The organism is Jannaschia sp. L-14R (assembly GCF_056857695.1).
Map to the genome: position 1 here is coordinate 340252 of NZ_JBSXNP010000011.1, position 12064 is coordinate 352315.

A 12064-nucleotide genomic window follows, 5' to 3' on the forward strand; every position below is an offset into this window, starting at 1 on the left:
GGACATTACTCCGCCGCGAGCCGGGTGATCAGCACCGTGACTTCGGGCCGCTTGCCGATCTCGTCCTGTGCGACCTTGCGGATGCCTTTGACGATCAGGTCTTCCAGCTTCTCGTCGTCGCCCGCTGTCCGGGTGTCGACGCGGGCCAGCTTACCGGCAAGATGCTCCTCCATCATTTCAGCCAGAGGGGCAGAGCCGCGGACCACTTCGGGCAGGCCACGAATGTCGACCCAGGTGTCTTCGAGAATCTGGTTGTCGTCATCGACCATCACGGCGACCACGACATGGCCGTTCAGCGCCATGCGGATCCGGTCCCGGACCACGCCATCGAACTGGCCCACAAGAGCCGAGCCATCCAGATAGACACGCCCGGTTTCGACGTGATCGACGACTTTGGGTGCGTTGCCCGAAAGCTCCAGCATGGTGCCATTGGGGACGACGACGCCAACCCGTCCCAAGGCATTGGCAACCTTGGCATGCTCACGCAGGTGACGGTGTTCCCCGTGCATCGGGATGACAATCTGCGGATCTGTGATCGCGTGGACCGTTTCCAGATCCGGGCGGTTGGCGTGACCGGAGACGTGATACAATCCGTCGTCGTCCGTCACCACGTCAACGCCCATTTCGGACAGGTTGTTCATGATGTGGGCAACTTCTTTTTCGTTCCCCGGAATGGTCTTGGAACTGAACAGGAAGGTGTCGCCGTCTTTCAGCTCCATCCCGAAGTACTTGCCACGTGACAGTTGCGCGGACGCGGCCCGGCGCTCGCCCTGCGACCCGGTTACGATCAGCATCAGGCTTTCGCGCGGCACGTTCGCCGCATCCTCGGGCGAGATCGTCTTGGGGAAATCCGTCAGGATGCCCTCTTCGCGCGCGGCTTCGGTCATGCGGCGCATGGCCCGGCCCATCAGACAGATCGACCGACCGGCAGCTTCGCCTGCGATGGCCAGCGATTGCAGGCGGGCGACGTTGGACGCAAACGTCGTCGCGACGAACATGCCCTTGGCGGCGGCCACGAGGGGTTTCAGGTTCGGGGCCACTTCGGCCTCGGACCGGCCGGGATGCTTGGAAAACACGTTGGTGGAATCGCAGACCAGCGCGCGGATGCCCGGCTTCGCAGCTTCGGCCCAGAGCGCATCGTCGAACGGCTCCCCGACGACGGGGGTTCGGTCGATCTTGAAATCGCCGGTGTGGATGATGCGCCCGCCGGGTGTGTCGATGACCAGCGCGTTCGATTCCGGAATCGAGTGCGACACCGGCAGGAAGCCGACTTTGAACGGTCCGGCCTCGACCATCGCGGGGTAAGGCGCGGCGGTTTCGACGACAGAGGGGTCCTGCCCCTTTTCCTGCAATTTGCGGCGCGCAAGGTTCGCCGTGAACTTGCGGGCATGAACCGGTTTCTGAAGTTGCGGATACAGGTGGCCGATCCCGCCGACGTGATCTTCGTGACCGTGGGTGATGAACACCGCTTCCAGCCGGTCCAGACGCTCGGACAGCCAGCTTATGTCGGCCAGAATGATGTCCACGCCGGGGGTGCTGGCCATATCCGGGAAAGCGATTCCGATATCGACGAGGATCAGGCGTTCCTTGCCCGGTTTTCCGTAGCCGTAGACATAGGCGTTCATGCCGATTTCGCCTGCCCCGCCGAGGGGTAGGTAGATAAGACGGTCTCTGCCGCTCATGGATTTTCCTTGTTGTAGCTGTGGATGACGGTCAGGCCGTGCATCGTCAAATCGTCTTCGTAAGTGTCGAAGAGGTCTTCCGCTTGCTGAAATAAGGGCGCAAGCCCCCCGGTCGCGATGACTTTCATCGGGCGATCGCGCTCAGCCCTGATTCTTGCGGTAATTTCCTTGATGAGGCCGACATAGCCCCAGAAGACGCCCGATTGCATGCAGGCGACGGTGTTGGTGCCCACTACGCGCTGTGGCTGGGTAATGTCCACATGCGGCAGCGCGGCAGCGGCCATGTGCAGCGCCTCCAGCGACAGGTTCACGCCGGGCGCGATGACACCGCCGATATAGGCGCCGTCGGTATCGGCCACGTCGAAGGTGGTGGCGGTGCCGAAATCGACGATGATCAGGTCGCCGCCGTGGCGATCGAACCCGGCCACGGTATTGACCAGACGGTCCGGCCCGACCTGTGTTCCCGCATCGACGCGGACGCCAACGGGAAGTTTCGTTTCAGGTTTGCCTACGACGTAGGGGCGGGTGCTGAAGTAGCGGTCACAGAGAACGCGCAGGTTGAAGACGACACGCGGCACGGTCGACGAAATGATGACATCGGTGATCGCCACATCGATGCTGTTCAGGTTCATCAACGTGCGAAGCCACGTATAATATTCATCCGCCGTCCGCTGATGCTGCGTCGCGCAACGCCAGTTTGCCACGAAGGTCCGGCCGTCCCAGATGGCGAAGGCCGTGTTGGTGTTGCCGCAGTCGATTGTCAGAAGCATCTCAGCCCCCTCCGAAGAAAACGTCGCCTGCGGTGATCCGGCGCAGGCCATCCGGCGTCTTCAACACCAGATGGCCGTCGTCGTCCACGTCGGTGAAGGTGCCGGTGATCGTGTCACCCGGCAGTTTGACGGTGATCTGCTGGCCCTTGCGGGCGGCGTATTTCATCCATTCAGTGCGGATCGGCGCAAAGCCCCATGTGGTCAGCTGTGCCTCGCGCGCGGCGAAGGCCGGGGCCAGTGCGTCCAGCATCGTTTGCGGCTCGACCCGAAGGCCGGTTGCTGCCAGCAAGGACACCGGCGGAACAGCTCCGGGTTCCAGCGTGGCGGGGTCCGGGGTTGCGATCAGGTTGATACCGATGCCCAGCACCAGAAGCCCGGGGGTCGGGTTTTCCAGCAAGATACCCGCCAGCTTGCCATCGTTCAGCAGGACGTCGTTTGGCCACTTGAGCGACATCCCCTTGACCCCCAAACCGCGCAAGACGTCGTGCAGGGCCAGCGAGGCGGTAAAGCTGCGCAGCCCCATGGACGCCGGGTCAACGCCGGGGCGCCATGCGAAAGAGGCGGCGAAATTGCCCTCGGGCATGGACCAGGCCCGGCCACGGCGACCGCGCGCGGCGGTCTGACGATGCGCCATGATCCAGGTCGGTACGGTCGGCGCGCGGCGCGTGGCTTCGGCAGATGTGCTGTCGACATCCGCCAGAACGACGCGGTCGACCCCCGGGGGCCAGGGGCCTGACGTCACTTACCTGACCAGCGATTCGGCGGCGATGGCGGCCAGGGGTTCAAGACCCAGAAGTTCGGGCAAAAGCGCCAGCATCAGAACGGCGGCACCCACCAGCGCAACCATCTGAACCATCGGTACATCGGGGGCGAAAGGTTCGTCCGCCTCGCCGAAGTAGATGTAGAACACGATCCGCAGATAGTAGAAGGCGCCGATCACCGATGCGACGACGCCCAGCACCGCCAGCCAGACCAGGTCCGCTTCGACTGCGGCCAGCAACACACCGTATTTGGCGAAAAATCCCAGCGTCGGCGGAATTCCGGCAAGGCTGAACATCAGGACCAGCAGGGCGAGCGACGCGCCGGGGCGTGTCCTGGACAGCAACTGGAGCGAGGCGATATCGGTTACGTCACGCCCATCCCGCTGCATCGACAGGAGGAAGGCGAAGGTGCCGATGTTCATCACCACATAGATCGCCATGTAGAGCAGCATGCCACTGACACCTGCGGCGGTCCCGGCAGCCAGACCCATGAGTGCATAGCCCATATGGGCGATCGACGAATACGCCATCAGTCGCTTGATATCGCGTTGCCCGATCGCGGCGATGGACCCCCAGAACATGGATAACACAGACAACAGCGCGACGATCTGTTGCCAATCGTTCAGCACACCACCGAAAGCGTCGAAGACGACGCGCGCAAACATGCCCATCGCGGCCATCTTGGGTGCGGTGGCGAAGAACGCGGTGACCGGCGTGGGCGAGCCTTCATAGACATCCGGCGTCCACATGTGGAACGGCGCGGCCGAGACCTTGAATGCCATACCGGAAATCATGAACACGAGACCGAACAGCAAGCCCAACGGTGCTTCGCCCCGTGCGACTTCGACCACGCCTGCGAAGTCCAGCGTTCCGGCATAGCCGTAGGTCAGCGAGATGCCGTAGAGCAGCAGACCAGACGATAAAGCGCCCAGAACGAAGTATTTGAGGCCCGCTTCGGTCGACTTCAGGTTGTCGCGCCGCATCGAAGCCACGACATAGAGCGCCAGCGACTGAAGCTCCAGCCCCATGTAGATTGTCAGAAGGTTGCCCGACGAGACCATGACCATCATGCCGATCACAGACAGGACAATCAGCAGCGGATACTCGAATTTGAGCATCTGGGTTCGGGCCATGTAATCCTGACCGATCACCAGAACGACCGCAGCCGACAGAAGGATCGTGACCTGCGCGAACCGGGCGAACGCGTCCTTGACGATCATGCCGTTGAAGGCATGGGTGCTGCCCGACGACAGGGCGACCCAAAGAGCCACAACGGCCAGAACCGCAGCGGTCAGCCAGATCAGCGGACGGGCCAGCGCATCCTTGCCGGTATAGACCGCCACGATCAATGCGCCCATGGCATAGATGGCCAGGATGATCTCGGGCAGGATGGTGTTCAGATCAGCGCTCATGGCGACCTCTCAGTTGTCGGACACTGCGACATCGCGCGTCAGCACGAGATCGGTAGTGGCGACGTCATAATTCTCGACAAGATTGGCCACGGACGGCCCGATAATGTCGGTGATGAGGCTCGGATAAACCCCCAGAAGGATCGTGGCGAAGACCAAGGGTGCGAAGATCGCCTTCTCTCGTCCGGTCATGTCGCCGATGGTCCTCAGGCTTTCCTTGATCAGGTCGCCGAACACAACCCGACGATAAAGCCAGAGCGCATAGCCGGCTGACAGGATCACGCCGGTCGTGGCGACCACGGCAACCCCGATGTTGACCTGGAACACGCCAACCAGTGTCAGGAACTCTCCCACGAACCCTGACGTTCCGGGAAGGCCGACATTCGCCATCGTGAACAACATGAAGATCAGCGCGTAAACGGGCATCCGGTTCACCAGACCGCCATAGGCATCGATGTCGCGGGTGTGCATCCGGTCATAGATGACGCCGACTGACAGGAACAGCGCGCTCGAGATGAAACCATGGCTGATCATCTGGAAGATCGCGCCGTCGATGCCTTGTTGATTCGCGGCAAAGATGCCCATGGTGACGAACCCCATGTGCGCGACGGACGAATAGGCGATCAGCTTTTTCATGTCCTGCTGCATCATCGCGACCAGCGAGGTGTAGACAATGGCGATGGCCGACAACCAGAGCACCAATGGCCCCATCACGTCGGACCCCACCGGGAACATCGGCAAACTGAACCTAAGGAAGCCGTAGCCCCCCATCTTGAGCAGGATTGCCGCAAGCACGACCGATCCGGCCGTGGGGGCCTGAACGTGCGCATCCGGTAGCCATGTGTGGACCGGCCACATCGGAATCTTGACGGCGAAGGACGCGAAAAACGCCAGCCAGAGCATGGTCTGGAGGCCGCCGACGACATTGAAACCCAGCACCTTGATCGCAGAATAGCTGAACTGATGGTTCAGAAGCGTCGGGATATCGGTCGTGCCCGCATCGCGATACATCACGATCATCGCCACCAGCATCAGCACGGATCCCAGCAGCGTATAGAGGAAGAACTTGAACGACGCATAGATGCGGCTTGCCCCGCCCCAGATGCCGATAATCAGGAACATCGGGATCAGACCGGCCTCGAAGAACAGGTAGAACAGGATCAGGTCCAGAGCACTGAACACGCCCAGCATCAGCGCCTCCAGCACCAGAAGCGCGACCATATAGTCTTTCACGCGGGTCTCGACGTTCCAGCAGGACGCGATCACCAAGGGCATCAGAAAAGTCGTAAGCATGATGAACAGCACGGAAATGCCATCGACGCCCATCTTGTATTGCAGGCCGAAGATCCAGGTCCGTTCTTCGACGAACTGGAAGTCGGTATTCGAGGCATCGAACCCGACCAGCACGAAAATCGACACGAGGAATGTGAACCCCGTCGCCCCCAGCGCCAGCCACTTGGCATTGCGTTGGGCCGCGGCATCGTCGCCCCGCAAAAACAGCGCCAGAATCGCGGCGGCGACCATGGGTGTGAAGGTGACGATCGAAAGCAGGTTGTCCATGTCTCAGTTCCCTGCTCTCAATTTCCGAACGCGATGGTTGTCCAGGTAATCAGGATCACGATCCCGATGACCATCGCGAACGCGTAGGTGAAGATGTATCCCGACTGCGCCCGGTTCAGCCACTTGGTCGCAAAGGGGACGATGCCCATGGCGATGCCGTTGATAGAGCCGTCGATGACAGTGCCGTCGCCACGCTTCCACAGGAATGTACCGAGGCGCTTGGCGGGACGGACGAAGATCGCGTCGTAGATTTCATCGAAATACCACTTGTTGAGCAGCAACCGGTACAACGGGTCCAGCGTGTCTGCCCATTTTCGGGGCAGCGAGGGCTGTCGAATATAGGCCAGCCACGCCACAGCGAAACCCAGCAGCATCGCGATAAAGGGCGACAACCTGACCCAGACAGGCACTTCGTGCGCCTGTTCGATGACATCGTTTTCCGGACCGATGAAGATCGCGCCTTCGCCGGGTGTCTGTGGCGCGCGTTCGATCAGCGCCTCGCCCTCTTCCGGTGTCTCGCCCTCTTCGGCTGCAGTAATCACGGAAATCTGTTCGTCCTGAATCGGGGCCTCGGCACGCACCTCGCCTTTGGGGATGCCGAAGAACTTGTCGATCTTTTCCTGGCCGCCGAAAAACGGACCGTAGAACGCCATCCCGGCCAGGACCGAGCCAACGGCGAGCACGCCCAGCGGTATGGTCATGGTGGCCGGGCTTTCGTGCGCATGTTCGTGGGTATGCCTGTCACCGCGCGGCGCGCCGTAGAACGTCAGGAACATCAGGCGCCAGCTGTAGAAGCTGGTGAATGCCGCCGCGATGACCAGCGCCCAGAAGGCCCCGGCGTTGCCCACGTATGCCACCTCGATGATCGCATCCTTGGAGACGAACCCGGCGAACCCGACCGGAAAACCGACATACAGAAGCGGAATGCCGACGCCGGTGATGGCCAGTGTACCGATCATCATCGACCAGAAGGTATAAGGGATCTTCTTTCGCAGGCCGCCATAATTTCGCATGTCCTGTTCATGGTGCATCGCGTTGATAACCGACCCCGCGCCAAGGAACAGAAGTGCCTTGAAGAAGGCATGCGTCAGCAGATGGAACATGGCCACCGAATAGGCCCCCAGACCGGCGGCGACGAACATGTAACCCAGCTGCGACATGGTGGAATAGGCAATGACGCGCTTGATATCGTTCTGCACCAGACCGATGGTGGCCCCTACAAAGGCGGTTGCCGCGCCGATGACGACTACAAAGGCCATGGTGTCCGGTGCATATTCCATCAGCGGCGACATGCGGGCGACAAGGAATACACCCGCCGTCACCATCGTCGCGGCATGGATCAGCGCCGAGACCGGGGTCGGGCCTTCCATCGCGTCGGGCAGCCATGTGTGCAGGCCAAGCTGCGCCGATTTTCCCATTGCGCCGACGAACAGCAGGAACGCCAGCAGGTTCGCCGCATTCCAGTCGGTCCAGAGGAAGCGGATTGTCGTTTCCGCCAGGTCCGGCGTGGCAGCAAACACGTCCGAGAAGTTAATGCTGTCGGTCATGAAGAACAGGCCGAAAATGCCGAGCGCGAAGCCGAAGTCGCCGACGCGGTTGACGATGAACGCCTTCATGGCGGCAGCGCTGGCCGACGGTTTGCGCCAGTAGAACCCGATCAGAAGATAGGACGCGACGCCCACGCCTTCCCAGCCGAAGAACATCTGCAAGAGGTTGTCCGAAGTCACCAGCGCCAGCATCGCGAAGGTGAAGAATGACAGATAGGCAAAGAAGCGGGGTTTATAGACCTCGCCCTCGCGCCACTGCGGATCGTTGTCCATGTAACCGAAGGAATACAGGTGGACGAGCGATGAGACGGTCGTCACCACGATCAGCATGATCGTCGTCAGACGGTCCAGGCGGATCGACCAGTCGGTCAGCAGGCTGCCGCTCTCGATCCAACGGAACAACTGGATGATATCGGTCTGGCCGTCATACGCCAGGAACACGATCCAAGACAGCAACGCGGCGAGGAACAGCAGACCGGTCGACGTGATGAGCGCGGCCTTCTCGCCAATGAATTTCCAGCCAAATCCGCAGATCAGCGCACCCAGAAGCGGAGCAAACAGGATGATCGTTGCCATGTGCGTCAGCCCTTCATCACATTGACGTCTTCGACGTCGATGGTACCCCGGTTGCGGAAGAAGCAGACCAGTATGGCCAGCCCGATGGCGGCCTCGGCGGCGGCGACGGTCAGCACGAAGAGCGTGAACACCTGCCCCGTCAGATCGCCGAGGAAGCCCGAGAAGGCGACGAAGTTGATGTTGACCGCAAGCAGCATCAGTTCGATCGACATCAGAATGACGATCACGTTTTTCCGGTTCAGGAAAATGCCGAAAATGCCGATCACGAACAGCGCGGCAGCCACGGTCAAGTAGTGTTCAAGTCCGATCATCTCGTCCCTCTCCGGAGCACTTGCGGCCCCGTTCGTCGTCTTTTCAGTCGTCCGTTTAAAGGAACGAATAGCCACCCAGCAGAATGATCAGCAGAATGATGATGATGATGATGGTTGTTCTCGACATAGCCTAAAGTCCCTGTCCTGGTTTCACATCCGTCACGTTCATCGCCTTGGCCGGATCGCGCCACATCTGGTGCAGCACGTTCTGGCGCTTGACGTCGCGCTTGTGGCGCAACGTCAGGGCAATGGCTCCGATCATCGCGACCAGCAGGATCAGACCCGAAAGCTGGAACATGATGAAATATTCATCGTATAGAATCAGGCCAAGCGCCGTCGTATTCAGCACCGGCGGCGTGTCGATGGATGACAGACCGGCCGCGACCTCAACCCCGTCGGCGACTTCCCAGACGCCGTAGGCGATGGCCAGCTGCATCAACAGGACGATACCGATGAGTCCGGCCAGTGGCACATATTTCGCCATCTCGGCCTTCAATTCGGCAAAGTCGACGTCCAGCATCATGACCACGAACAGGAAAAGCACCGCGACCGCACCCACATAGACGATGATCAGCAGCATCGCGACGAATTCGGCCCCCAACAGGACGAACAGGCCCGCCGTCGACAGGAAACACAGGATCAGCCAGAGCACCGAATGCACCGGGTTGCGCGACACGACGACGAACAAGCCGGCCGTCACCGTGATGATCGCGAACAGATAGAAGACGAAATCAAGAACCGTCATTCATCGTCCTCCAGAACCGCGTTGGCCAGTTCCATCGCCTTGTTCATCGCGGGCAGTCCGCCGAACAGGCCCATCAGGCCGATGGTTTCGGCGATCTCCTGCTTGGTGGCACCCTGCTCGGCGGCCTGACGTACCGTGATCCGCACCTGCGCTTCAGCCTGCGCGCCCAGCACGGTCAGACCGGCCAGAGTCAGCAACATCTTGGTCTTCGCATCCAGACCTTCGGGGTTCATCCCCTTGCCCATGAACTGTTCCATCACCTCTTTGGGCATTGTGGGCCACAGCTTTTCAAACCCCTGCGGCGTGAAATTCTCAAGCGCCGGGTTCATCGACTTGGCCATGCCCTGCATGTGCGACATCCAGGCGGTGAAGGGGTTTGAGTCGGTCATCGGTAGGGTGCATCCATCTCGAGGTTCTTGGCGATCACCGCTTCCCAGCGTTCGCCATTGTCCAGCAGCTTTTCCTTATCATAGAAAAGCTCCTCCCGCGTTTCGGTGGCATATTCGAAGTTCGGACCTTCGACGATGGCATCCACCGGGCAGGCTTCCTGACAGAAACCGCAATAGATGCACTTGGTCATGTCGATGTCATAACGCGTGGTCCGGCGGCTGCCATCTTCACGCGGTTCGGCGTCGATGGTGATGGCCTGCGCCGGGCACACCGCTTCGCACAGCTTGCAGGCGATGCATCGTTCTTCACCATTGGGATACCGGCGCAGCGCATGTTCCCCGCGAAAACGCGGGCTTTGCGGACCCTTTTCGTGTGGATAGTTCAGCGTGGCCTTGGGCGCGAAGAAATACTTCAGACCCAACTTCATGCCAGTCCACATGTCGGCCAGCAGGAAATATTTGACGGAACGGTTCCAGTCGATCTGCTGTGTCATCAGGCGTCTTCCTTCTCGAAACGGGTCGTGCCCGCCATATCCGATCCTTGCCACTTCACTTCGTAGTCGCTTTGCAGGGCATAGGTCGGGGGGTGCGAATCCTCGGTCTTCTCGATTTCGTAATACAGATAAGTCCGGCCGGTGCCGATCTTGCCTTTCATACGCAGCCGCCTGCCTGTCGCTGCGGGGTCGCGGAAGGGCTGCTCCCCGACTTTGCCGCCCGGTATCTTGGGCATCGCCCGGCAATCGTGCACCACGCAGTTGCAGGCCCGGCTCCAGAACGTCCAGACCAATTCGGGGTTGAACTGATACATTCCGTGCCCCGGCCAGCCGTTCATGCCGTTCGCCGACACGAAACGTCCGCCGGGCTTAAGCATACTATACACCGTCTCCAGCGCCTGCGGCACGTTGAAAACATGCTCGATCGTGCCTCCGTCGAAGATGAAGTCGAACTGGTTCTCCAATTCGGGCGCAGGCGGCTTGTTCAGATCGTGCAGAATCGTGGCCCCTTCGAAGCCGGAAAAATCCATTGCTTCCATCGGGCCGAAGCCCAGTTTCTCCATCAGGGTCTCGCAATATGCGTCGTCTTGCAGGTAGTCAAAACGGCGCCCCTCGATGCCGTTGCGCTTCAGGGAAGCCTCGTAATCCTTCGCGAACTGCGTCTGGATTTTGAACGCATGCCGACCGAGCATTAACGTCCGGCCTCCCTTGGAGGGCTGCCAGCGCGTCGAAAGCTCGACCAGCTTGTCGAAGAGGACGTAGTCCACCCCCATGCGATCAGACCCCCGTCACCCAACGGGCCCAGAACCCGCCGAGCACTTCGTACCGTGCCAGAAAGGCCACCAGAACAACCCAGGCCAGCGAGAACGGAAGGAAAACCTTCCACCCCAGACGCATCAACTGATCGTAGCGGTAGCGCGGCACGATAGCCTTCACCATCGCGAACAGGAAGAAGAAGAACGCCATCTTGGCGACCATCCACAGGGGCGAGTCGGGGATGAACGGGATCGGCGACAACCAGCCGCCGAAGAACAGAAGCGTGATCAGGGCGCACATCAGGAAGATGGCGATGTACTCGCCCGCCATGAAAAGAAGGAACGGCGTGGACGAATATTCGACCTGATAACCCGCGACCAACTCCGATTCCGCTTCCGGCAAATCGAATGGCGGGCGGTTGGTTTCGGCCAGCGCCGAGATGAAGAACAGGAAGACCATCGGCAGGTGCGGCAGCCAGTACCAGCCGAAGAAGCCCCAGCCGGTGTCCTGCGCGCGCACGATATCGCCGAAGTTGAGCGATCCGGTCGACAGGATCACACCGATGATGATCAGGCCGATGCTGACTTCGTAGGAGATCATCTGCGCGGCGGACCTGAGCGAACCGAGGAACGGATATTTCGAGTTCGACGCCCAGCCGCCCATGATGACGCCATAGACCTCGAGCGAGGAAATCGCGAAGACATACAGGATCGCCACATTGATGTCCGACAGGACCCAGGTATCGCTGAACGGGATGACCGCCCATGCAACTATGGCCAGAACAAAGGAAATGAGCGGCGCCATCATGAAGACGGTGCGGTCTGCTCCGGCCGGAATGACAATTTCCTTGACCACGTATTTCAATGCATCGGCGACTGACTGAAACACGCCCCACGGACCGACGACATTGGGACCGCGCCGCATCTGAACGGCGGCCCAGATCTTGCGATCGCCATAAACCAGGAACAGCAGCGAAATCATCACGAAGGCCACGACCGCAAGGGCCTGTGCCAGAATCGTCAGGGCAATACCCAAGCCCGATGCCAGAAAGTCCGCCATGTCAC

At 60.4% G+C, this 12064-nt stretch carries 12 protein-coding genes; all 12 read right to left on the reverse strand.

What is annotated here, in order from left to right; all coding sequences use genetic code 11:
- Nucleotides 1–5 precede the first annotated feature (5 nt).
- The 12 genes from AC13C2_RS14445 to nuoH all read right to left on the reverse strand — a co-directional run bounded on the left by AC13C2_RS14445 (nt 6) and on the right by nuoH (nt 12059).
- Nucleotides 6–1682, reverse strand: a complete 1677-nt coding sequence (locus tag AC13C2_RS14445) for a ribonuclease J (RefSeq protein ID WP_482887251.1) — start codon at nt 1680–1682, stop codon at nt 6–8.
- Nucleotides 1679–2452: a type III pantothenate kinase gene (locus AC13C2_RS14450; RefSeq protein ID WP_339642838.1), complete on the reverse strand. Its 774-nt coding sequence runs from the start codon at nt 2450–2452 to the stop codon at nt 1679–1681. The genes AC13C2_RS14445 and AC13C2_RS14450 overlap by 4 nt, the downstream gene beginning before the upstream one ends.
- A 1-nt stretch (nt 2453) precedes the next feature.
- Complete coding sequence (locus AC13C2_RS14455; RefSeq protein WP_482887252.1) at nt 2454–3194, reverse strand: biotin--[acetyl-CoA-carboxylase] ligase; 741 nt, start codon at nt 3192–3194, stop codon at nt 2454–2456.
- Entirely contained in the window at nt 3195–4625 is a 1431-nt protein-coding gene (gene nuoN / locus AC13C2_RS14460; RefSeq protein WP_474521033.1) for an NADH-quinone oxidoreductase subunit NuoN, read from the reverse strand.
- Nucleotides 4626–4634: 9 nt separating this feature from the next.
- A complete protein-coding gene (locus AC13C2_RS14465) occupies nt 4635–6182 on the reverse strand; it encodes an NADH-quinone oxidoreductase subunit M (protein ID WP_092759985.1) in 1548 nt (515 codons plus the stop codon).
- A gap of 17 nt (nt 6183–6199) precedes the next feature.
- Nucleotides 6200–8305: an NADH-quinone oxidoreductase subunit L gene (gene nuoL, locus AC13C2_RS14470; protein ID WP_482887253.1), complete on the reverse strand. Its 2106-nt coding sequence runs from the start codon at nt 8303–8305 to the stop codon at nt 6200–6202.
- 5 nt (nt 8306–8310) lie between these two features.
- Nucleotides 8311–8616, reverse strand: a complete 306-nt coding sequence (gene nuoK / locus AC13C2_RS14475) for an NADH-quinone oxidoreductase subunit NuoK (protein ID WP_092759981.1) — start codon at nt 8614–8616, stop codon at nt 8311–8313.
- A gap of 130 nt (nt 8617–8746) precedes the next feature.
- The gene (locus tag AC13C2_RS14480; protein ID WP_474521035.1) at nt 8747–9361 is read right to left on the reverse strand and encodes an NADH-quinone oxidoreductase subunit J; all 615 of its coding nucleotides are present in this window, start codon (nt 9359–9361) and stop codon (nt 8747–8749) included.
- A complete protein-coding gene (locus AC13C2_RS14485; protein WP_339642824.1) occupies nt 9358–9750 on the reverse strand; it encodes a carboxymuconolactone decarboxylase family protein in 393 nt (130 codons plus the stop codon). Before AC13C2_RS14485 ends, AC13C2_RS14480 begins: the two co-directional genes overlap by 4 nt.
- A complete protein-coding gene (gene nuoI / locus AC13C2_RS14490) occupies nt 9747–10244 on the reverse strand; it encodes an NADH-quinone oxidoreductase subunit NuoI (protein WP_092759975.1) in 498 nt (165 codons plus the stop codon). The genes AC13C2_RS14485 and nuoI overlap by 4 nt, the downstream gene beginning before the upstream one ends.
- Nucleotides 10244–11011, reverse strand: a complete 768-nt coding sequence (locus AC13C2_RS14495) for a class I SAM-dependent methyltransferase (protein ID WP_482887255.1) — start codon at nt 11009–11011, stop codon at nt 10244–10246. Before AC13C2_RS14495 ends, nuoI begins: the two co-directional genes overlap by 1 nt.
- Before the next feature lie 10 nt (nt 11012–11021).
- Nucleotides 11022–12059: an NADH-quinone oxidoreductase subunit NuoH gene (gene nuoH, locus AC13C2_RS14500; RefSeq protein WP_092759971.1), complete on the reverse strand. Its 1038-nt coding sequence runs from the start codon at nt 12057–12059 to the stop codon at nt 11022–11024.
- Between the last annotated feature and the right edge of the window lie 5 nt (nt 12060–12064).

What these genes read in the sequence shown, in the direction of transcription:
- nuoH (WP_092759971.1), bottom strand. Translation starts at nt 12,059, where the DNA reads ATGGCGGACTTTCTGGCATCGGGCTTGGGTATTGCCCTGACGATTCTG.
- AC13C2_RS14485 (WP_339642824.1), bottom strand. Translation starts at nt 9,750, where the DNA reads ATGACCGACTCAAACCCCTTCACCGCCTGGATGTCGCACATGCAGGGC.
- AC13C2_RS14465 (WP_092759985.1), bottom strand. Translation starts at nt 6,182, where the DNA reads ATGGACAACCTGCTTTCGATCGTCACCTTCACACCCATGGTCGCCGCC.
- nuoN (WP_474521033.1), bottom strand. Translation starts at nt 4,625, where the DNA reads ATGAGCGCTGATCTGAACACCATCCTGCCCGAGATCATCCTGGCCATC.
- AC13C2_RS14445 (WP_482887251.1), bottom strand. Translation starts at nt 1,682, where the DNA reads ATGAGCGGCAGAGACCGTCTTATCTACCTACCCCTCGGCGGGGCAGGC.
- nuoL (WP_482887253.1), bottom strand. Translation starts at nt 8,305, where the DNA reads ATGGCAACGATCATCCTGTTTGCTCCGCTTCTGGGTGCGCTGATCTGC.
- nuoK (WP_092759981.1), bottom strand. Translation starts at nt 8,616, where the DNA reads ATGATCGGACTTGAACACTACTTGACCGTGGCTGCCGCGCTGTTCGTG.
- nuoI (WP_092759975.1), bottom strand. Translation starts at nt 10,244, where the DNA reads ATGACACAGCAGATCGACTGGAACCGTTCCGTCAAATATTTCCTGCTG.
- AC13C2_RS14480 (WP_474521035.1), bottom strand. Translation starts at nt 9,361, where the DNA reads ATGACGGTTCTTGATTTCGTCTTCTATCTGTTCGCGATCATCACGGTG.
- AC13C2_RS14450 (WP_339642838.1), bottom strand. Translation starts at nt 2,452, where the DNA reads ATGCTTCTGACAATCGACTGCGGCAACACCAACACGGCCTTCGCCATC.